Origin of the sequence: Enterovibrio coralii (genome assembly GCF_001559595.1) — a bacterium.
Lineage (GTDB): Bacteria > Pseudomonadota > Gammaproteobacteria > Enterobacterales > Vibrionaceae > Enterovibrio > Enterovibrio coralii.
The window spans coordinates 122,674-143,941 of the sequence record NZ_LNTY01000025.1 but is presented as its reverse complement, the minus strand read 5'-3'; the positions used below and the strand labels follow the sequence as shown (position 1 = coordinate 143,941).

Genomic DNA, 21,268 nt, shown 5'->3' with positions numbered 1-21,268 from the left:
GTCACCCGGAAGGGATGTATGCAGCGAGTGGGCCGTCGTATGCGTTTTTTGTCGGTTATGCGAAACCTAAGTGACACCAAGACCAAACTATGTTCGATATCAAAGCGTTAAAACATCAGGCAAAACTCCTCAAACGCCAAAAGCAGTGTTCTCACATGCAGGCGTTGGAGTTGGTTGCGCGTGAGCAAGGCTTTGACAATTGGCATACGTTACTGCGGTTCGCAGAAGATGCCCTAAAACACAGTCTGTTAAGCAAGGATGTGGCGAATAAGCAACAAGTGGCACTGGAAGTGCCCATGTATTCGTCCGTGCCTGTTGGGTGGCTGATCGGCAGAAATACCTATTCTATCGCTGTTCAATACTCCTATGGACGAGGCAAGAAAGAGAGCAATGAGCTTGAAGTGCCTATGTCGTGTTGGGGAGAGCGGTGACAGAAGATTGACCGGGATGACACGACAGGGAGTGATCCATGAAACGTGCTATCTTCGGAGCGGTTGTCGCTTCAACCTTGCTAAGTGCAAACGTATACGCCGAAACCATTTCAATCTCATGTGGTGCGGTAGGGCAGGAGCTAGAGCTTTGTCAGGAAGGTGTGGCTGCGTGGGAAAAAGAAACCGGGCATACGGCGAAAATTGTCACCACCCCTAATTCCACCACAGAACGTTTGGCACTGTACCAACAGCTTCTGGCGGCGGGTGCCAAAGACATTGACGTATTCCAAATTGATGTGATTTGGCCAGGGATCTTGGGGAATCACTTCATCGATCTCGCCGAATACTCCAATGGCGCACAAGATCAACATTTCCCGTCGATCGTTGCCAACAACACGGTAAAAGATCGTTTGGTGGCCATGCCATGGTTTACCGATGCGGGCGTTTTGTATTACCGCAAAGATTTGCTGGAAAAATACGATGAGCAACCGCCGGAAACATGGGAGCAACTGACAGAAGCCGCACAAAAAATCATGGATGCTGAGCGAGAAGCTGGTAACGACAAGATGTGGGGCTTTGTGTGGCAAGGGCGTGCCTATGAAGGCTTGACCTGCGATGCACTCGAGTGGGTGGCGTCCTACAACGGCGGTACCATTGTCGATGAGAACGGCAAAATCACCATCAATAACGACAATGCCAAGCAGGCACTGACCACGGCTGCAGGCTGGATCAATACCATTTCACCACCAGGCGTGCTGAACTACGGCGAGGAGGAGGCGAGAGGCGTATTCCAGACCGGCAATGCCGTCTTCATGCGTAACTGGCCGTACGCTTGGTCGCTCGGTAACAGTGAAGACTCTCCCGTGAAAGACAAAATTGGCGTGGTCGCGCTGCCTAAAGGCGGTGAAGATGGAAGCCACGCGGGGACACTGGGTGGCTGGCAGCTTGCCGTTTCCAAATACTCTGAAAACCCTGAGGTTGCCGCAAGCCTAGTGATGTACCTGACGTCACTGGAAGAGCAGAAACGCCGAGCGATCGTCGGCTCTTACAACCCGACGATTGAATCTTTGTACGAAGACGAGGAAGTGCTCACTGCCGTCCCCTTCTTTGGCAGCCTTTACAATACCTTCGCCAATGGCACACCAAGACCGTCCACGGCCACGGGCGCCAAATACAACCAAGTTTCTAATGCTTTCTGGAATGCAACACATAGCGTGCTGTCAGGCAATGTGACTGCCGATGCTGCGTTGACCAAGCTCAACAAAGATCTCAAGCGCATTAGCCGCGGCGGCCGCTGGTAAATCTAAAACACCCTCTCAGGCGCGCTGTGCGCCTGACTGTTGCATTTAGAAGGAAATTATATGGAACATACCAGTGCATTGACGCGCAGGCGCGTACGCGCCGCCTGGTGGTTTCTGACGCCTATGCTGATCACGCTCGCCATGGTAGCGGGCTGGCCACTGCTGCGTACATTCTGGTTCAGCATGACCAACGCAACGCTCGACGGCAGTGGGGTGGCAGAATTCATTGGGTTTGATAACTACTTCATCTTTGAGGATGGCGAATACTACGGCATCTTGTTCGACCCAACATGGTGGCAAGCTGTCTGGAATACCCTGTATTTCACCATCGTCTCGGTGAGTCTTGAGACAATCTTCGGGGTTATAGTTGCTTTGGTGCTTAACACCAAATTTAAAGGGCAGGGGCTGGTGCGTGCCGCTGTTTTGGTGCCTTGGGCGATTCCGACGATCGTGTCGGCGAAAATGTGGGGATGGATGCTTCATGATCAGTTCGGGATCATCAATGATTTTTTGATGACGCTTGGCTTGATCGCAGCCCCCCTTGCATGGACGGCAGATTCAGATCTTTCCCTTAACGTGGTCATCGCGGTAGATGTTTGGAAGACCACGCCATTCATGGCCCTTTTGATTCTGGCTGCGCTTCAAATGTTGCCGTCAGACTGTTACGAAGCGGCGAAAATCGACGGTATTCATCCCGTCAAAGTCTTCTTCAAAGTGACGCTTCCCTTGATCATGCCGGCCATCATGGTTGCCGTGGTGTTCCGCGCACTGGATGCGCTGAGGGTTTTCGATCTTATCTATGTGCTGACACCGTCCAACGAAGCCACCATGTCGATGTCTGTCTACGCCAGACAAAATCTGGTTGATTTCCAGGATGTTGGATATGGCTCAGCGGCGTCCACACTGCTGTTCCTGATCGTGGCGTTGTGCACCATCGCCTACCTGTACATAGGGCGCAGAAACATGAATGAGGGGGCTTAACATGTCGAAAAAATGGTATTGGCGTGTAGGGTTCTACCTGTTGGTGACCGTGATCGTCCTGTTTTCCGTTTTCCCGTTTTACTACGCGATTTTGACCTCGTTCAAATCCGGCTCTGCGCTGTTTGAAGTCGAGTATTTACCGTCCGTGTTTGATTGGAGCAACTATGCATCAGTCTTCTCGGGCGGCACGTTTGGACGCAATCTTTTTAACTCTGTGTTGGTGTCGACCGTGGTGGTGGGAATATCGCTTTTGCTTGGTGTCACGGCGTCTTATGCCTTGGGACGCATCCGATTCAAAGGCCGTAACATTGTGCTGCTGACCATACTGGGCGTGTCCATGTTCCCACAAGTGGCCGTACTTTCTGGCTTGTTTGAGCTTATCCGTGCGTTTGGACTTTATAACTCCATGCCGGGTTTGGCACTTGCTTACATGATTTTCACCTTGCCATTCACGGTATGGGTACTCACGACCTTCATGCAGCAACTGCCGCTAGAGCTTGAAGAGGCAGCGATTGTCGACGGGGCCACGCCGTGGCAAATCATCACTAAGGTGTTGATGCCGCTGCTTTGGCCGGCATTGGTGACAACCGGGTTGTTGGCGTTTATCGCGGCGTGGAATGAGTTTTTGTTCGCCCTGACCTTCACCCTGACCAATGAACAGCGCACTGTGCCAGTGGCGATAGCACTGATTTCTGGTGCGGGTCAGTACGAGTTGCCTTGGGGCACCATCATGGCGGCTTCTGTCATTGTGACAATTCCTTTGATTGTCATGGTGTTGGTGTTTCAGCGTCGCATTGTGTCCGGTCTTACCGCCGGAGCTGTTAAGGGATGATCGAGGACATGAACAACAAAGAACCACTTTGGTGGCGTGGGGCAGTGATCTACCAAATCTACCCACGCAGTTTTTACGATGCCAATGGCGATGGTATTGGCGATCTGCCGGGTATCACCCAGCAATTACCGTATGTCGCCGCGTTAGGGGTAGATGCGGTGTGGTTATCGCCGTTTTTTAAATCGCCCATGAAAGACTTCGGCTACGATGTGTCGGACTATCGAGATGTGGATCCTTTGTTCGGCACATTGGCGGATTTCGAAACGCTGATCAAGGTAGCGCACGATCTTGGATTGAAAGTCATGATCGATCAGGTGCTCAGCCACACCTCGGATGAACACCCTTGGTTTGAACAAAGCCGATTCAGTCGTGACAACCCAAAAGCAGACTGGTACGTGTGGGCCGATCCCAAGCCAGATGGCACACCGCCAAACAACTGGTTGTCGATTTTTGGCGGTTGTGCTTGGCAATGGGAAAGTCGCAGGCAGCAGTATTACCTGCACAACTTCCTTACCAGCCAGCCGGACTTAAATTTCCACAACCCAGAGGTCGTTGAGAACATCCTCGATACGGTCAAGTTTTGGCTGGATTTGGGCGTGGATGGGTTCCGTTTGGATACGGTGAATTTCTATGTCCACGACAAACTACTTAGGGATAATCCGCCGTTGCAGGCTGGTGACAGTAAGTCATTGGGTGTGCCGGGGACGAACCCGTATTCGATGCAAAAGCATAAATTCGATATTTCCCAGCCAGAAAACCTCGGTTTTTTGGTCAAGCTTCGCGCGTTACTCGATCAATATGACGGGATCACCACGGTCGGGGAGATTGGTGATGATGATCCGCTCTCCATCATGGCGCAATACACCAGCGGCAATGACAAACTGCACATGGCCTACACCTTCGATCTGTTGAACGTACATCGCTCACCTGAGTACATCGAATCTGTGATAGAAAAAATCGAGAAAGCGATAGGTGACGGTTGGCCTTGCTGGGCCTTGTCTAACCACGATGTCGTGCGCTGTATCTCTCGTTGGGGAGAGACAGAAACCAGCCCGTTTGCGTACGGGAAAGTGTTACTCGCGCTCTTAACCTCGTTGCGTGGCAGTGTGTGTTTGTATCAAGGTGAGGAACTTGGGTTACCGGAAGCTGACATCCCGTTTGAGAAAATTCAGGATCCTTATGGCATTCCATTTTGGCCTGAATATAAGGGACGCGATGGTTGTCGTACGCCGATGCCTTGGATTTCTGGAGACTTGCATGCCGGATTCAGTCATCAAGAGCCTTGGCTGCCCGTCAATGACAATCACGCCGTGCTCGCGGTTGACGCGCAAGAGAAAGGGGCGGACAGCATGCTGGCGCATTATCGAACTTACTTGAGGTGGCGAAAGCAACACCCGGCACTCATTGATGGCGATATCGATCAGGTGATGTCCAATGCGCAAGGGCTACGTTTTGTTCGTCGAAGTGATGAAGAAACATTACTGGTTGCAATCAATCTGTCCGACACCGAAATGGCGATTTCCCTCCCTGCGGGCACCTGGTTGCCTGTGACGGGCCACGGGTTTGAATTCAACCTCAAGGACAATGTTGTGACGTTACCGCCTTATCAGGCGGCGTTTGCAAAGGCTTCAGAACAGTAAGGATGCATGATGGCTGAGGTTATTTTAAAGAAAGTAAACAAGCGATTTGGCAAAGTGCATGTCACCAAAGACGTGGATTTGAATATCGGTAAAGGCGATTTTGTGGTGTTTGTTGGCCCGTCTGGTTGCGGCAAATCGACCTTGCTTCGATTGATCGCAGGGTTAGAGGACATCACCAGTGGTGAACTCTTGATTGATGGTGAAGTATGCAACGATCTTCCCCCGCCGGATCGCGGTATTGGGATGGTGTTTCAATCGTATGCATTGTATCCGCACATGTCGGTCTACGAGAACATGGCGTTTGGCTTGAAGTTGGCGAAAACCGAAGAGAAAACGGTAGAGCAGAAAGTAATGGAAGTGGCGAAAGCATTGCAGCTAGAGCCGCTTTTAGAACGCAAGCCCAGAGCATTGTCTGGTGGCCAGCGACAACGCGTCGCCATTGGTCGTGCCATTGTGCGAGAGCCGAAAGTGTTCTTGTTTGATGAGCCGTTATCGAATTTGGATGCATCGCTTCGCGTGCAGATGCGCATGGAGATCGCAAGGCTGCACGAACGCTTGGGCGCGACCATGATCTATGTGACCCATGATCAAGTGGAAGCGATGACACTCGCGACCAAGATCGTGGTGTTGGATCAAGGCCGGGTAGAGCAAGTAGGATCCCCGCTTGAGCTTTATAACCATCCAGCAAACACTTTTGTAGCTGGTTTCATTGGTTCGCCAAAAATGAACTTCCTGACGGCAGACATTGTGGAAACTGGGCCGGTGACAACCAAGGTGCAAATTCACCGTGGGCAAGAGATCTCCGTATCAGCGAACACGACCATGGCCAATGTCGGCGACCCATGTGTGGTGGGCATTCGTCCTGAGCATATTCGCTTTGGTGAAAAAGATGCGATTCAAGAAGGCGGTGTGGAGCTCAGCGTGGTCGAGCAATTAGGCAATGAATGTCTGATGTACTTCACTACGCCTCAAAGCAACGATCCTGTGGTTATTCGTGTGGAAGGACAGACGGGGATTCGCGCAGGAGACAAGCGTTGTATTGAATTTCCTAGCGACTACTGCCATCTGTTCGACCGCGATGGAAAAGCGTTCCCGCGTTCTGTCGTTGGAGAAACGACGCCCTCGCTGGTGGTCTCTTAAATGCACCAAACAAAAGGGGCTGTTTAGCCCCTTTTTTCGTTCAATGATGTGCTTCTATCACTCAATGCTCAACGTCGGTTACTTATGGGAACCCACGCCTGCGTATGGGATCCCAGCCAGCTCTGCCATGTCTTTGTGGAAGGTGGCAATGTCATCAATGTTGAACTGAGAAAGATGGTCGTGGCCACAAGCGCGCGCCATCACCTGCATCAAATGCGTGGAAGCGGTAAAGAAGTTATAAAGCCGCTCGGCCGCTTTTTCCACATCCAGTCGTTTTCTCAACTCAGGGTCTTGGGTGGCGATGCCAGATGGACACATGTTGGTATTACACATTCTGGCACCGACACAACCAATGGCTTGCATGGCACTGTTTGAAAGCGCGATACCGTCAGCCCCCAGAGCCAACGCTTTAATGAAATCACTGGGTACGCGCAGACCGCCCGTCACAATCAGAGTCACGTCGTTAACCCCTTGCGCATCCAAGAAGTGACGTGCACGCGCCAGTGCAGGAATGGTCGGCACACTGATGTGGTCTCGAAATAACACAGGTGCCGCCCCTGTGCCGCCACCTCGTCCATCGAGGATGATGTAATCTGCACCGGCATCAAGTGCAAAGGCGATGTCCGCTTCGATATGGTTGGCACTGAGTTTGAAGCCAATGGGAATGCCACCACTGACTTGTCTCACTTCGTTGGCGAGTTGAGCAAAATCCGCTGCCGTTTTCAGATCAGTAAAGGTAGCAGGTGAGATCGCATCTTTACCTTCTGGAATACCGCGAACTTGAGAAATCTTGCCGTGGTTTTTAATGCCGGGCAAATGTCCACCTGTGCCCGTTTTGGCGCCTTGCCCACCTTTGAAATGAAACGCCTGAACGTCTTTCACCTTGGATAGCTCAAAGCCAAATTTGGCACTGGCAAGCTCATAGAAGTAATGGCAATTGGCCTCGTGCTCTTCCGGCAGCATACCGCCTTCGCCCGAGCAAATACCTGTTCCTGCTTTTTCTGCGCCCTTGGCAAGTGCAACCTTGGCCTCTTCAGACAAGGCACCAAAGCTCATGTCAGAGACAAACAAGGGGGTAGACAAGGTCAGTGGCTTTTTGGCATTCGGACCGATGACAAGTTCAGTACCAACAGGCGCATCATCAAGCAGGGGCTTGGTGGCCATTTGTGCCACCATGATTTGGATTTGTTCCCATTCCGGCAGCTTGTAACGCGGCACGCCCATCGACGTCATAGGGCCGTGGTGACCAAATTTACTCAACCCATCTTTGGCAAGCTGGTGGATAAGCTCGACGTGCGGCTCTTCCTTGGTTGCTTTGGCCTCAGGTGCGCTGTCTGAGCGTTGCACTTCGGGTTTTTCTTTCCCTATATCTTCTGCTGTGTATCGGGCATGGGTGCCATCACAGAAGGGGGCATTTCCGGTATGTTTACAGGCGCAAAACCACGCTTCGCCGTCTTTATCTGCTTTGTATGCCATTGGGGTAAACGAAGTGCCGGCATGAGAGCCATCACAGTAGGGTTGCGATTTGGACCGTCCACAACGGCAGTAATAATATTCTTTGTCCTTTTCAAGTGTCACCTTAATTGGCTGATTTCCAGCCACAACAGGATCTGTCATTGTTTGCTCCTTTCCACGACATTGAAGTAACGCCTGACGTGTCTCCGTCAGTGCATCGGCTCTTTCAGTATGGCAAGGAGTTTGAAAGTATTTTCTAACATTTATGAGGCATTGCTAACATTAGCCATTCGACATAAAACCTACCCAAGCTTGCCAAGGAGAAAGCTGCAGGGCGTGTTGAATGATGTCTTCGTTGTGAGCCATGTGCGGTATGGCAAAGGTCTGTGCGGGCGAGGGCAAATTAAGACGTATGGTTGCATCTTGCGGTGAGCCATTGAGCGCAATAATCATCGTATGCTCTTTGAAATGGCGTTCAAGCACGATCAAGGCTTGATTGTAAGCAAGTACACGGCAACTGCCCTTTTGCAGCACGGCCAGTGTCTTTCGCCATTGAAGCAATGCGCGGGTAAATGTAAGTACAGAATCTTCTTGGTGTGTCTGCTCATCCACTGAGTATGGTGCGTGATTGGGATCTGGCGGCAGCCAGCTCTCGCCATTGCTGAATCCCAAATGAGGTGCGTTGGCCGCCCAAGGTATTGGTGTACGGCAACCGTCGCGACCAATGTAATTGGCAATGACTTGTTTGCCAAAAAAGTCACGACGCTTGTCCGCCGGGACGTTGGCTTCTGGCAGCCCTAACTCTTCTCCTTGATAAATCGAAATGGCACCGGGCAACACCGCCAAAAGCAACAGTAACAATTTTGCTGCTTGTGGGTGCGCATTGGCGTCTTGCCAACGTGAAGCAACACGCGCAATGTCATGATTGCCTGTGCTCCAACAAGCTTGTCCTGGATGCACGGCACCGTAAAATTGCTGGAGCTGCTCGCCGACCTGTTGAAAATCCTGACAAAGGCTGAGCGATTCAAACACATTTGCGGCATCCAGTGCATCACCTTCGCTGGTGTAGCGATCGATAATCGGGTAGGGCGATGGATCGCTTAACGAACCCAGCAACCATTTCTTTTCGTCATAGCCGTCGGCGATAACCCGAAGTTGTTTGAGCAAATGGATGTTTTCAGGGCGGCTAATGTTGTAGCGCTGGCTTTGATACTTATAAGGGTCAGCGCGCGCGGGATCTTGCCAGCCAAGATGTTTGGGCGGGTTATTTCTGAGTTTATCGTCATGCAGAAACAAGTTTACCGAATCGAGCCGTAGCCCTTTCACGCCAGTCTCAAACCAAAATCGCACACTGCCGAGCAGCTCGCGAATGACGTCAGGATGACGATAATTCAGGTCGGGCTGATTACTCAGCGTGTTATGTAAATAGTACTCTCCGCGCGTGGGGTGCCAGCGCCACGCCGACTCACCAAAGATGGTCAGCCAGTTGTTTGGCGGTGTGCCGTCTGACCGTGCTGGTGCCCATACATACCAATCTTTTTTCGCGTTGTCCGAGTTGCTGCTGCTTTCTTTAAACCAAGGATGCTGGCTTGAGGTATGGTTTGCAACCACATCCATGTATACGTCAATGCCCTTTTCGCTGGCTTCTTTGATGAGGAGGCGGAACTGTTCGAGCGTGCCGTATTCAGGGTTGATCCCTCTCAAGTTGGTAATGTCATAACCAAAATCACTTAAGGGCGAGTCGAAAATAGGGGAGAGAAGAATGCCGTCGACACCCAACCAAGCAAAGTAATCCAGCTTCTCTCGTATGCCATTGATATCACCAATCCCATCGCCGTTGCTGTCGTAAAAGCTCCGAACGTAGACATAGTAGAGAACAGGCAGAGTGGGATGTGTCATGCTTTTACTATCTTTTCCAATCAGTTAGAGGCTGTTAGTGGTTTAACTTTCATCCTAGTTGAGTTCACACGTTCTCGAGTATGAATTTGCGACGACTTTTACACTGTAAACCGTTAGGTTGAGCATAATAACCATATGAAGTGAGTGGAAATGTGTGGTTGGCACATACTTTCAGTAAGAATTTGTTGGACTTTGTTTTGCTGTCTACTATTTGAACAGGTGACGCAAAAGCGCGACTAATTATTACAATGACGAGCAAAGTGGGACACGTGCTATGGGATTGTTTGGAAATAGCCAAGACGGTGTGATGAAGCAAGTGCTTGATAAAGCAACTGATGCCATTGTTTACACCGATAAAAAGAACCGTATTAGCTACCTCAACGCAGCAGCAGAACGCCTCTTTAACAAGCAAGCGAGTTCACTGATGGGAAAAGACATCGGCGAATTGCAACTGGGGGCAATGCAAGAGGGGATCTCTCGCCAAGAAATGCGAGGCTCTGACGGTGCGACAATCTGGGTCGAGATGTCGATTTCTCGAATTAAAACCTCGGGCGGTGATGGCTGGTCTGTCTTCGTAAAAGATGTTTCGGCAGCCCTTCAAGAACAACAGCGCGTAGAGCAAATGTTGTCGCAGTCCGTGAACAGTGTTGTGTCGATAGACGGGAATAATAACGTCACGTACATGAATGCTGCGGCAGAAGCACTTTGGGGCTACAAAGCAGAAGAAGTGATTGGCAATAACGTCAAGATGCTGGTGCCAAAAGAGATACGCAGCTTCCATGATACTTATGTCAACACCAACCGCCAGACCAAGGTTGACATCATTGTCGGTACCAGCCGAGATGTGGAACTTGAACGCCGAGATGGCACTAAAATCTGGGCCAATCTGTCTTTGTCTCGCACGGAGGTCGCGGGTGAAGTCGGCTATACCGCCTTTGCAAGGGACATTACCAAAGAGAAGTTGGCGCGAGAAGAAAATGAGCAAGTGTTGCGACAGGCGATCGATGCAGTGATCAGTATCGACCAAAACAACCTGGTGACCTTCTTCAATCCTGCGGCAGAAGAGCTTTGGGGCTATAACTCAGATGAAGTGATTGGCGAAAACGTGAAAATGTTGGTGCCGAAGGAGTTTCAAGCCAACCACGACAACTACGTCAACAACAACCGCCGTACAGGAAACAACAAAATCGTTGGCTCGGCGCGAGAGTTGGAGCTAGAGAAAAAAGATGGAAGCCGTATCTGGGTGAATTTTTCTCTGTCTAAGGTTGATGTGGGTGGCAGCATTGGCTATACCGCGTTTGTCCGTGACATTACGGCACAGCGCATGGCGCAAGAAGCCATCAACCAAACCTTGTCTCAGCCTTGGATGCTGTGGTGACGATTGATGATGACAACATCGTGACCTTCTTTAACCCTGCGGCTGAAACACTGTGGGGCTACTCGTCCGACGAAGTGATTGGCCAAAACATCAAAATGTTGGTTCCGCCTGAAATTCAGGGCAACCACGACAGCTATGTGAATGCGAATCGTAAAACTGGCCACGACAAGATCGTCGGCTCAAGTCGAGAAGTGCCGATTCACCGCAAAGACGGCCAGATTTATTACGGTTTGCTGTCTCTGTCCAGAGTCAAATTGGATGGAAAAACCATGTACACGGCGTTTGTGAAAGACGTCACTGCGCAAGTGCAGCAGCGCGATGGCATGGGTGAGATCATGGATGGCGTGGCGAAATCGAGTTCAGAAATCTCTAACATCGCCAAAGTCATCGATGGTATTTCAGAGCAAACCAACTTGTTGGCACTTAATGCCGCGATCGAGGCAGCACGTGCGGGTGAGCATGGTCGAGGTTTCGCTGTGGTTGCGGATGAGGTGCGTCAATTGGCCTCACGCTCTTCCGAATCCACCAACGAAATTAACCGCCTGTCTGACGATACGCAAAAATTACTGACAGAGCTTTCTGACGTCCTGAAAGTAGCAACCGGTCAATAAAATGTAGAGAGGGAGACAAGTTGTACTTGGTCTCCCTTTTTCTTGCCCGCCAAAAAATCGCCTACCGTACTGTAAACAAAGCAAATGTGTTAATAAATGCATCAATAAAGAGACACGAAGTGTGCATCTCTCACCTAGACTTGTCATGAGCATAATTGTAATCCAGTCGAAGCAAGAAGATCTTCGCTGGAGATAGTGAGGGACAATGTCATGGACAACAACGAAACCGATATCGTCAAAGAACCCGAAAAAGGGACATTCGAGTGGCGTGCTTTCTTCCTTATCACCGTATTTCTTTTCCCGGTCTTGAGCGTTGTTTTGATCGGTGGTTATGGCTTTCTCGTGTGGATGAGTCAGGTATTTATTTTTGGGCCTCCAGGCCACGGCTGAGCAACAAACCCGCCTAACTTCGACAACGAGTAGACCATCATGAAAGAATTTCTTCGTAAACTCTGGGCGACGTTAAGACGCCCGGCCACCAAAATCAGTCTTGGTACACTTACTCTTGGGGGCTTTATTGCTGGGGTCATCTTCTGGGGTGGCTTTAACACTGCGCTGGAGCTAACCAACACTGAGCAATTCTGTATTTCGTGCCACTCAATGAGAGACAACGTTTATCCAGAGCTGCAAAAAACGGTTCACTGGTCAAACACGTCAGGGGTGAGAGCCACCTGTCCTGACTGTCATGTTCCGCATAATTGGACCGATAAAATCGCGCGGAAAATGCAGGCCAGTAAAGAGGTGTTTGCACAGATATTCGGTGTCATCGGCACCCGCGAGAAATTCCTCGATAAGCGGCTAGAACTTGCTCAACACGAATGGGCGAGGTTTTCCGCCAATGGGTCTGCCGAATGTAAGGCATGCCACAAGTACGAGAGTATGCAGCTTGAAAACCTTCGCCCTGCGGCACGTATTCAAATGACCCATGCAGCCCAAACGGACCAAAGTTGTATTGATTGTCATAAAGGGATTGCCCACGAACTGCCCGCGGAAATGGACTCAACGGGCGGCATGCTTGGCAAGTTGATCTCTCTGTCTCACAGCACCAGCTATGACAAAGACAAGCCACTTTACAGTGTGAACTTCCTTGAAATGTACACAGACAAAGACCTCAAAAATGACGGTGGCGTGTTAGAGCCTGCGACCATGGTGACTGTTCTTGACGACAGTGATGAAGCTATCAAAGTCTCTTTGACGGGCTGGCGGAAAATGAAAGGCTTTGGTCGTGTTGTCTATGAAGATTTCGGTTTGAATATCCCTTCGGCGGCACTGTCTAAAGCCGTGGCACAAAGCCAAACAGATATTCGTACTTTTGAAACCAAAGAAGATGACCTCACAGGCCTGACTTGGCAGCGCATTGAAGTCGATCTTTGGGCGAAAAAAGCAGACTTCGTAGAGAGCATCGACCCTGTCTGGACAGAAGCAAAACAAGCGTACGACACCAACTGTAGCCTCTGCCACACCCAACCAGATGTTGCGCACTTTGATGCCAACACGTGGCCGGGCATGTTCGACGGCATGATGGGTTTTGTTAACTTCGACCAAGCCACGCAAGTGCTGGTACTGAAGTACCTACAGAAGCATTCAAGTACGTTTGTTGATCATTAAGGAGAACTGACTCATGACCATGAATCGTAGAACGTTCCTCAAAGGCATGTTGTCGGTCAGTGCGGCTACCGTGATTGGACCAAGCCTACTTGTCGCAACAAACGCAGAAGCGAATTCTGAGCTTTTAGAAGGGGCTTGGCGCACGTCCGGCTCCCACTGGGGCGCGTTTCGCGCGCGGGTTGTCGGTGGCAAGGTTGTAGAGGTTGTACCGTTTAGCCACGACAAACACCCGACAGAGATGCTTGAGGGAGTGAAAGGGCTGATTTATAACCCGTCGCGCGTTCGCTATCCCATGGTAAGGCTGGACTGGCTGAAGCGCACGGAAGGATGGAACACCACACGCGGTGATAACCGTTTTGTCCGTGTCACTTGGGACCAAGCACTGGATTTGTTTTATAGCGAACTGGAACGTGTGCAGAAAACCTATGGCCCATCTGGCTTACTTGCGGGCCAAACAGGGTGGCGTCAGACCGGCCAGTTCCATAGTTGTACTACCCACATGCAGCGCGCGTTGGCCATGCATGGTTTCTTTGTGAAAAAGATTGGTGACTACTCCACGGGTGCTGGTCAAACCATCATGCCGTATATCCTTGGCTCTACCGAGGTATATGCGCAGCAAACGTCGTGGTCACTGGTGTTGGAAAACGCCAAGCAGATCGTTATCTGGGCAAATGACCCGGTGAAAAATGCGCAGGTGGGTTGGCAGTGCCCAACCCATGATGTGTATGACGAGTTTGCCAAACTTAAAGAGAAAGTCGACAAGGGCGAAATCAAAGTGATTTCGGTTGACCCTGTCGTCAGCAAAACCCAGAAATATCTGGGTTGCGATCATCTCTACATCAATCCGCAGACAGATGTGCCATTCATGTTGGCGATTGCTCACACCCTTTACACCGAAGATCTTTACGACAAAGATTTCATTAAGGTGTATTGCCTCGGGTTTGAAGGCTTTATTGATTACGTCATGGGTAAAACCAAAGACAAGGTCGAGAAAACGCCGGAGTGGGCAGAGAAAATCTGTGGTGTGTCAGCAGATAAGATTCGTGAATTCTCCCGTATGTTGGCCAGCCAGCGTACTCAGTTGATGTTTGGCTGGTGTATCCAGCGTCAGCAACACGGTGAGCAGCCTTATTGGATGGGGGCCGTGATTGCGAGCATGTTGGGCGGTATTGGTCTTCCAGGCGGCGGTATTTCATACGCGCACCATTACTCTGGCATTGGCGAGCCTGCCACGGGGGCTGCTGGCCCTGGCGGTTTCCCACGTAACCTTGACCCGGGTATGGAGCCAAAATACAACAACAGCGATTTCAAAGGCTTTTCGAGCACCATTCCGGTCGCACGCTGGATTGAAGCGATTGAAGAGCCCGGTAAGGTCATTAACTACAACGGCAGTAAGGTTACCTTACCGCCAATCAAAATGGTGGTGGTCAGCGGCAATAACCCATGGCATCACCACCAAGACCACAACCGCATGAAGAAGGCCTACTACAACATTGAAACGGCAGTGACGATTGATTTTGCGTGGACCGCAACATGCCGTTTCTCTGACATTGTGTTGCCTGCGTGTACCCAGTTTGAGCGCAACGATATCGACCTCTATGGTGCGTATTCGGCAACGGGTGTACTTGCCATGCACAAGCTGGTGGATCCGCTCTATCAATCTCGCACGGACTTTGACATCTTCAAAGGCCTGACGGCGCGCTTTGGCTTGAACAAAGACAAAGAGTACGCGCAGGAGATGGGCGAAATGCAGTGGGTAGAAAAACTCTACAACGAGTGTGTGGCGGCTAACAAAGGCAACTTTGAGATGCCAGACTTCAAGACCTTCTGGAAAGACGGGTATGTGAGCTTCGGTAAGGGGAACACCTTTGTTCGCCATGCATTGTTCCGCGAAGATCCCGAGCTTAACCCTCTGGGAACACCATCAGGATTTATAGAGATCACCAGTCGTAAGATTGGCAGCTATGGCTACGAACATTGCCAAGAGCACCCAATGTGGTTTGAAAAAGCAGAGCGATCTCATGGTGGCCCAGGGTCAGAGAAATACCCGTTCTGGTTGCAGTCGTGTCACCCCGACAAGCGTTTGCACTCGCAGATGTGTGAGTCGCCGGCATTGCGTGAAACCTACACTGTTCAAGGGCGAGAGCTGCCTATATCAACCCTGAAGATGCAAAAGAGAAAGGCATCAAAGATGGCGACTTGATTCGTGTTTACAACGATCGCGGCCAGCTTATTGCGGGTGCGGTGGTGTCTGACCAATATCCGCGTGGTGTCATTCGTATTCAGGAAGGGGCATGGTATGGGCCGACAGGGTCTGAAATCAACGCGATTGATACCTATGGTGACCCGAACACCGTCACCCTTGATGTCGGCACATCTGAACTGGCGCAAGCGTGCAGCGCGTATACCTGCATCGTTGAGTACGAGAAGTTCAAAGGTGAAGCACCAGCTGTGAATGCATTTAGCGGCCCAATTGAGGTCACGCTATAACGCACTTGGAATAACCTTAGTAAAACGGGAGCTGAATGTACAGCTCCCGTTTTTTATTGGATAGAATATAACCAGAGTGTCATATTAAATTCGAACTGAGGTGCGGCAATGTGCGGACGTTTTAACGTGACAGATGACCCTTACATGCATGAGCTTCTGATGGGACTTGGCGTCGATTTAGGACCGCTCCCTTTGAGGGTTTATGATGACATTGCACCGACACAGTGTGTCAGCATCGTCATCAAAGAAAAGGGTGGACACGTGCTTCGAGATGCCATCTGGTGGCTCTTGATGGACCCCACAGACGATGGATTCAAACCGCTATCAAAATACGCCAGTTTTAACACCCGAAGTGACAAGCTGAACGTGCAAAGAAGCGCGGGCTATGTGCCGTTTCGGCAATCGCGTTGCATCATTCCTGCTTCTGGCTTTGTTGAAACCGTAAAGGGTAAGGCGTATGCAATAGACCCAATTGAGGAGGCCATTGCGTTCGGCGGACTATACAAAGAATGGGTGCACCCTGTGACAGGGGAAACGGCGACGTCTTGCTCCATCATCACGCTACCGCCGCATTCCGCACTGTCGCCTTATCATTCAAAGTCAGTGCCTTTGATGTTGCCTGATGACAGGGCAATTCGCGAGATGTGGTTGGATGGTGAGCTTAGAAACACAGAGGTGTTGATGCCGCTCTTAACGCCGCAGTTGCCGTTTGATGTGTATGTCACGCCGATAAAGCGCGCATCTGAAAGAGAGCCGACTGGCTCTCCCGTTTACATTGCCAGAGATGATGCTGCGTAATCTTACGGTTGCTCAGTCACAAACCGGCCAAGCTGCAAACCCGATTAGGCAGCCATTTCCGCTTTCATGGTGTCAGCAACGAAATGCAGCATGGCTGCCCAGGCGTCGCGAACCTCGGGTGTGAAATCACTGCCTAGCCCCATTTTCAGGGTATGCAGCAAGGCGTTACACACTGGCGTGAAATGAGTGGTTTTGACCCCGTAGCTGACGTGGCGTTTGGCTAACTGCTGCAAAATAGGAACAAGTTTGTCTGGTGTATCCAAACTGCTCACTGCGGCATGGATCATCGCCATCAGTTTTCTTCCTTGCTGTTTCATGTCGCCTTTGAACAGAGGTTTCAGTGTTGGATCGTACGAGAACAAGGTATCGTAAAAAATCTCAGCAGCTTTCAGAGAGATAGGCTCTACTTGCTTAAAGCTTTTGGTGATCAATGTGACTTGGTGCGGCGTTAAAGACATGATCATTTACCCTAAAAGTGATGTGCATTTTAGTAATAGGTCTATCAATAGGGTAGGAAAGAGGAGCCGCTTTTCCAACTTTCGAGACAAAAGATTGATACAGAAATTCCTTTGCTGAAGAAATTTCTGATCTCATCGAGGTTGTTATGACCTTTTCTCGCGATAATTCCGCGCTTGAGATAGCTTAGATATGAATGTCAGTGAATACTGGCATCAGAATAAAAAGACCGCATGGAGCGGCTTAGAAACAAGGATGATTATGTTACAGCTAGATGATATTTTCTTGCGCCCCGCCAGAGCAGACGAAAGAGACCACCTTTGGCACTTTATCTATGTTGATAACGAGTGGAAACAGCATGATGCGCCGTACTTTCCGCTTGAGTATCAATCACGTTTTCAGTTTCGCCGAAACCTGTTCAAACGCCTCAAGGAAGGCGAAACCGCCATGGTTATTGAGCACCAAGACCTGGCAATAGGTTACCTATCTTGTTACTGGGAAGATCAATCAACGCGTTGGTTAGAAGTGGGTATCACGCTTTTTACCTCCCAGCATTGGGGAAAACAGCTTGGCAGAAAAGCCCTGACGCTGTGGATCTCGTATCTGTTTGAGAAATCCGATGTTGCTCGTATTGGTCTAACCACTTGGTCTGGAAATCCCCGTATGATGAAGTGTGCGCAGGCGCTGGGGTTGCGGCAAGAAGGGCGTATTCGCAAAGTGCGCTATTACAAAGGCGAATATTACGACTCGCTGCGTTACGGTGTGTTGCGTGAGGAATGGCTGGGTATGCAAAGTGGGGATATCGAGACACTGCGCTGCGTTGGCTGACTGGCTGTTATTTAGCGTTTTACAGTGTAAAGGTGGATGATGCTGACAATCAGCTGTTTCAACACTCAGATATATTACGAGAGAAAGGGTGAAGGCTCACCGTTAGTCTTTCTTCATGGATTAGGTTCAAGCAGTGCAGATTGGCAGGCTCAAATCGCCCATTTTTCGTTAAACTATGATGTTATTGCGCCTGACTTTCCTCTGCACGGCGCATCAGGCGGTGACATCTCGTCCTTTTCACTTCCCCATTGCGCCGAGGTCATTGAAGCTTTGCTCGATGCGCTCGGTGTGGAAAAAGCCATTGTCGTGGGTATTTCCATGGGGGGAATGGTGGGTATGGAGCTATCCATTCGTGCACCTGCTCGTGTTGCGAGTTTAGTTGTCGTTAATGCGCTTGCAGAATGCAGACCTCGAAAAGCTATTGAGTGGTGGATGCTTTTGTCCCGCCGCTTCTTGCTCAAATTCGTGTCTGTCGAAAACATCGCCACCTTGATGGGAAAAAAGCTATTGCCTGATCCGTCTATGAAAGTCCTGAGGGAAGAAGCCGTATCTCGCTGGAGTGAGAACCACAGAGAAAGCTATATTGCTGCCTTCAATGCTGTCGTCAATTGGCAAGTATTGGATAAACTCTCGCAGATTACCTGTCCTCTATATCTCATCAGTGCCGAACATGATTACACGCCACCATCTGCGAAAAAAGTGCTTGCTGCCATTTACCCCAACGGCGAATTTTCAATGCTGGCGGGCTCCCATCATTTGGCTCCTCTGGAACATCCTGATTTATTTAATGAAACCCTATCGACATGGTTGTCCTCCCGTCGAACGTTGTAACCTTTGGTAAGAGAAGCGCGAGAAACGCTATTCAAAGGACGCTGAAGTCTGTGATTTCAGTGGATAGCTGTCTGAATTTTTTCGCAATATGAGAGTAAGAATGCGACATATGGGCTAACCTTTTTAGTATCGAAACAGGAGTCTCACTAATGAAAACGTCGATACTATCAAGCCTATTGCGGTCGTTAGGGAACATCTTTGGTGCCACACCTGCTGTAACGAAAGAAGCTGAAGCAAAAATCACTGCGCTAGATAAAACGCTCGCCATCATTGAATTTGATACGGCGGGCAAAATTCTGCATGCCAATGACAACTTCTTGTCTGTCATGGGCTACTCACTTAGCGAAATCAAAGGCAAACACCATTCGATGTTTGTGTCCCCCGAATTTGCAAAATCGGCAGGGTATCGCGACTTTTGGGTTAGGCTTGCCCACGGCAAATCATTCAGTGACGAATACAAGCGATTAGGGAAAAACGGCCGCGAGGTGTGGATCCAAGCGTCATACAATCCCGTTTATGCCGCGAATGGCCAAGTAGAAAAGGTCGTGAAGTTTGCGTCAGACATTACCCGTGAGAAAACGTTAAACCTTGACCATGCCGGGCAAATAGATGCGATAAACCGAAGCCAAGCGGTGATTGAGTTCGACTTGAAGGGCAATATTCTCCACGCCAATGAGAACTTCCTATCGGTGATGGGCTACTCGCTGGAAGAGATAAAGGGTAAGCATCACGCGATGTTTGTCGAACCCGAGGTTGCCAAGTCTTCCGAGTATGCGCAGTTTTGGGAGTCGTTAGGCCGCGGTGAATTTCAAATTGCGCAATACAAGCGTCTGGGCAAAGGCGGGAAAGAGGTGTGGATTCGCGCATCGTACAATCCGATTTTTGATGAAGACGGCAAGCCATTCAAAGTAGTGAAGTTTGCCACGGACGTGACCGAGCAACGAATGAAGAACGCGGATTATGCTGGTCAAATCGATGCCATCTCAAAGTCGCAGGCAGTTATCGAATTTAATCTGGACGGCACAATTTGTCATGCGAACGATAACTTCTTAAAAGCGATGGGATACCGATTAGAAGAGGTTAAAGGCAAGCACCACTCGATGTTTGTAACATCGGAGACTCGAAATTCTTCGGCTTATAAGTCTTTTTGGCAAAGCCTAGAAAAAGGCGAGTTCAGAAGCGGCGAGTTTCAGCGTGTGGGGAAAGGTGGACGTCAGGTTTGGATCCAAGCGTCATACAATCCAATCCTCAATGCATCTGGTAAGCCATTTAAAGTGGTGAAATACGCCAGTGATATCACGGCGCAAAAAACCAAAAATGCAGACTACAAAGGGCAAATTGAAGCAATCAGCAAGTCACAGGCCGTGATTGAATTTGATATGAAAGGGAACATTCTCTATGCCAATGACAATTTTCTGAACGCAATGGGATACAGCTTAAGTGAAGTACAAGGACGTCATCATTCTATCTTTGTCGACCCTGAATACGGTGCTTCTCGTGAGTACAAACAATTTTGGGAAAAGCTGAATCGCGGCGAATTTGAGAGTGCAGAGTTCCAGCGATTTGCCAAAGGCGGGCGCGAGGTTTGGATTCAGGCATCATATAACCCAATCTGCGATCTGGCGGGCAAGCCCATTAAGGTCGTGAAGTACGCCACAGACATTACCGCGAAAAAGCGCGCTGTTGCTTTGATCAGCGAAAGTTTGCTGAACCTTTCCAAAGGCGATCTTAATTTCTGCATTCGAGAGGAGCTTGATGAAGAGTTTGAGCCCGTTCGTCATGCATTGAACTCGACTGTTGAGCGATTGAACGAACTGGTCCTCGATATTTCGCGGGCATCGACGCAGGTGAGCACGGCAGCGCGTGAAATACGTTTGGGCACCACAGATCTCAGTGATAGAACCGAAACTCAAGCCACCAGCTTGGAAGAAACCGCGGCAAGCATGCAAGAAATTACCGCGACCGTTCAACAAAACGATGATACGTCTCAAAACGCCGTGAGCCTGGCTTCAGAAGCCACACAAAAAGCCGAACGTGGTGGAAAGGTGGTCTTGGAGGCGGTGTCGGCGATGGGCGATATTGAAAACTCCAGCAAACAGATTTCAGACATCATTGGTGTGATTAACGAGATTGCCTTCCAAACCAACTTGCTTGCGCTAAACGCCGCGGTAGAGGCGGCAAGAGCGGGCGAGCAAGGGCGAGGTTTTGCGGTTGTGGCCGGTGAGGTACGAAACCTTGCACAGCGAAGTGCGAAAGCGTCGGTGGAGATCAAAGAGCTTATCAATGCCAGTGTGTCGAAAGTCAAAGATGGCACCCACTTGGTGCGCGAGTCCGGTGACAACTTGGTTGAGATTGTCGAAGCCATTAAGAATGTGTCCGACATGATTAATTCAATGAGTGTGGCGACCAAAGAGCAGTCTCAGGGTATCGCCGAAATTAATCGCGCGATCACTGAAATGGACAATATGACGCAGCAAAACGCAGGACTGGCAGAAGAAACAACAGCAGCCAGCGAGAATATGCTGGGCGAGGCGGAGAACTTACTGGAATTGGTGAAATTCTTTAAAACCCGCGTCGCTTAGGTCGCTA

At 50.0% G+C, this 21,268-nt stretch carries 15 protein-coding genes and 3 pseudogenes; 15 read left to right on the top strand and 3 right to left on the bottom strand.

Translation table 11 applies throughout. The features are described 5' to 3' along the window. Positions 1–89 precede the first annotated feature (89 nt). From ATN88_RS07760 to ATN88_RS07735, 6 genes are read left to right on the top strand one after another with little or no spacing between them, the layout of a single operon-like run. On the top strand, positions 90–431 hold the full coding sequence (locus ATN88_RS07760) for a glyoxalase superfamily protein (RefSeq protein ID WP_067413754.1): 342 nt from the start codon (positions 90–92) through the stop codon (positions 429–431). 38 nt (positions 432–469) lie between these two features. Beyond that, the gene (locus ATN88_RS07755) at positions 470–1,732 is read left to right on the top strand and encodes an ABC transporter substrate-binding protein (protein ID WP_067413751.1); all 1,263 of its coding nucleotides are present in this window, start codon (positions 470–472) and stop codon (positions 1,730–1,732) included. Positions 1,733–1,792: 60 nt separating this feature from the next. Beyond that, a complete protein-coding gene (locus ATN88_RS07750) occupies positions 1,793–2,713 on the top strand; it encodes a carbohydrate ABC transporter permease (protein WP_067413748.1) in 921 nt (306 codons plus the stop codon). Position 2,714: 1 nt separating this feature from the next. Continuing rightward, on the top strand, positions 2,715–3,545 hold the full coding sequence (locus ATN88_RS07745; protein WP_067413745.1) for a carbohydrate ABC transporter permease: 831 nt from the start codon (positions 2,715–2,717) through the stop codon (positions 3,543–3,545). A gap of 8 nt (positions 3,546–3,553) precedes the next feature. After that, positions 3,554–5,185, top strand: coding sequence for an alpha-glucosidase (locus ATN88_RS07740; RefSeq protein ID WP_067414094.1), 1,632 nt, complete (start codon positions 3,554–3,556; stop codon positions 5,183–5,185). 9 nt (positions 5,186–5,194) lie between these two features. Next, complete coding sequence (locus ATN88_RS07735) at positions 5,195–6,325, top strand: ABC transporter ATP-binding protein (RefSeq protein WP_067413741.1); 1,131 nt, start codon at positions 5,195–5,197, stop codon at positions 6,323–6,325. Positions 6,326–6,403: 78 nt separating this feature from the next. Here the strand turns inward: ATN88_RS07735 and ATN88_RS07730 are convergent, their stop codons facing one another. Beyond that, a complete protein-coding gene (locus tag ATN88_RS07730; RefSeq protein WP_067413736.1) occupies positions 6,404–7,942 on the bottom strand; it encodes a glutamate synthase-related protein in 1,539 nt (512 codons plus the stop codon). Between the two features lie 120 nt (positions 7,943–8,062). After that, positions 8,063–9,679 (bottom strand): alpha-amylase family glycosyl hydrolase, encoded by a 1,617-nt coding sequence (locus ATN88_RS07725; RefSeq protein ID WP_067413733.1) that lies wholly within the window; start codon positions 9,677–9,679, stop codon positions 8,063–8,065. Positions 9,680–9,953: 274 nt separating this feature from the next. Between ATN88_RS07725 and ATN88_RS28850 the strand changes: the two are divergent. The 5 genes and pseudogenes from ATN88_RS28850 to ATN88_RS07700 all read left to right on the top strand — a co-directional run bounded on the left by ATN88_RS28850 (position 9,954) and on the right by ATN88_RS07700 (position 16,564). Next, positions 9,954–11,668, top strand: a pseudogene (locus ATN88_RS28850) (PAS domain S-box protein). A gap of 210 nt (positions 11,669–11,878) precedes the next feature. Then, the gene (locus ATN88_RS07715) at positions 11,879–12,058 is read left to right on the top strand and encodes a periplasmic nitrate reductase, NapE protein (RefSeq protein ID WP_067413730.1); all 180 of its coding nucleotides are present in this window, start codon (positions 11,879–11,881) and stop codon (positions 12,056–12,058) included. A 39-nt stretch (positions 12,059–12,097) separates the two neighbouring features. Then, positions 12,098–13,276 (top strand): pentaheme c-type cytochrome TorC, encoded by a 1,179-nt coding sequence (gene torC, locus ATN88_RS07710; protein ID WP_067413727.1) that lies wholly within the window; start codon positions 12,098–12,100, stop codon positions 13,274–13,276. Between the two features lie 13 nt (positions 13,277–13,289). Continuing rightward, a pseudogene (gene torA, locus ATN88_RS07705) lies at positions 13,290–15,766 on the top strand (trimethylamine-N-oxide reductase TorA). Between the two features lie 108 nt (positions 15,767–15,874). Beyond that, a complete protein-coding gene (locus tag ATN88_RS07700; RefSeq protein WP_067413724.1) occupies positions 15,875–16,564 on the top strand; it encodes an SOS response-associated peptidase family protein in 690 nt (229 codons plus the stop codon). 44 nt (positions 16,565–16,608) lie between these two features. Here ATN88_RS07700 and ATN88_RS07695 read toward each other — a convergent pair whose 3' ends face one another. Beyond that, complete coding sequence (locus ATN88_RS07695) at positions 16,609–17,022, bottom strand: globin family protein (RefSeq protein WP_067414091.1); 414 nt, start codon at positions 17,020–17,022, stop codon at positions 16,609–16,611. Positions 17,023–17,281: 259 nt separating this feature from the next. On the opposite strand from ATN88_RS07695, the gene ATN88_RS07690 reads away from it, so the two are divergent. From ATN88_RS07690 to ATN88_RS28840, 4 genes and pseudogenes are all read left to right on the top strand, one after another. After that, entirely contained in the window at positions 17,282–17,848 is a 567-nt protein-coding gene (locus ATN88_RS07690; RefSeq protein WP_067414085.1) for a GNAT family N-acetyltransferase, read from the top strand. 39 nt (positions 17,849–17,887) lie between these two features. Further along, on the top strand, positions 17,888–18,679 hold the full coding sequence (locus tag ATN88_RS07685; RefSeq protein WP_067413720.1) for an alpha/beta fold hydrolase: 792 nt from the start codon (positions 17,888–17,890) through the stop codon (positions 18,677–18,679). A gap of 149 nt (positions 18,680–18,828) precedes the next feature. After that, positions 18,829–20,352: pseudogene (locus ATN88_RS28845) on the top strand (PAS domain-containing protein); the annotation flags it as partial. A 270-nt stretch (positions 20,353–20,622) separates the two neighbouring features. Then, the gene (locus ATN88_RS28840) at positions 20,623–21,261 is read left to right on the top strand and encodes a methyl-accepting chemotaxis protein (protein ID WP_232312986.1); all 639 of its coding nucleotides are present in this window, start codon (positions 20,623–20,625) and stop codon (positions 21,259–21,261) included. Positions 21,262–21,268 lie beyond the last annotated feature (7 nt).

Excerpts from the sequence above, each read along its gene's own strand:
- ATN88_RS07760 (WP_067413754.1), top strand. The coding sequence starts at position 90 with ATGTTCGATATCAAAGCGTTAAAACATCAGGCAAAACTCCTCAAACGC.
- ATN88_RS07755 (WP_067413751.1), top strand. The coding sequence starts at position 470 with ATGAAACGTGCTATCTTCGGAGCGGTTGTCGCTTCAACCTTGCTAAGT.
- ATN88_RS07750 (WP_067413748.1), top strand. The coding sequence starts at position 1,793 with ATGGAACATACCAGTGCATTGACGCGCAGGCGCGTACGCGCCGCCTGG.
- ATN88_RS07745 (WP_067413745.1), top strand. The coding sequence starts at position 2,715 with ATGTCGAAAAAATGGTATTGGCGTGTAGGGTTCTACCTGTTGGTGACC.
- ATN88_RS07740 (WP_067414094.1), top strand. The coding sequence starts at position 3,554 with ATGAACAACAAAGAACCACTTTGGTGGCGTGGGGCAGTGATCTACCAA.
- ATN88_RS07735 (WP_067413741.1), top strand. The coding sequence starts at position 5,195 with ATGGCTGAGGTTATTTTAAAGAAAGTAAACAAGCGATTTGGCAAAGTG.
- ATN88_RS07730 (WP_067413736.1), bottom strand. The coding sequence starts at position 7,942 with ATGACAGATCCTGTTGTGGCTGGAAATCAGCCAATTAAGGTGACACTT.
- ATN88_RS07725 (WP_067413733.1), bottom strand. The coding sequence starts at position 9,679 with ATGACACATCCCACTCTGCCTGTTCTCTACTATGTCTACGTTCGGAGC.
- ATN88_RS07715 (WP_067413730.1), top strand. The coding sequence starts at position 11,879 with ATGGACAACAACGAAACCGATATCGTCAAAGAACCCGAAAAAGGGACA.
- torC (WP_067413727.1), top strand. The coding sequence starts at position 12,098 with ATGAAAGAATTTCTTCGTAAACTCTGGGCGACGTTAAGACGCCCGGCC.
- ATN88_RS07700 (WP_067413724.1), top strand. The coding sequence starts at position 15,875 with ATGTGCGGACGTTTTAACGTGACAGATGACCCTTACATGCATGAGCTT.
- ATN88_RS07695 (WP_067414091.1), bottom strand. The coding sequence starts at position 17,022 with ATGTCTTTAACGCCGCACCAAGTCACATTGATCACCAAAAGCTTTAAG.
- ATN88_RS07690 (WP_067414085.1), top strand. The coding sequence starts at position 17,282 with ATGTTACAGCTAGATGATATTTTCTTGCGCCCCGCCAGAGCAGACGAA.
- ATN88_RS07685 (WP_067413720.1), top strand. The coding sequence starts at position 17,888 with ATGCTGACAATCAGCTGTTTCAACACTCAGATATATTACGAGAGAAAG.
- ATN88_RS28840 (WP_232312986.1), top strand. The coding sequence starts at position 20,623 with ATGCAAGAAATTACCGCGACCGTTCAACAAAACGATGATACGTCTCAA.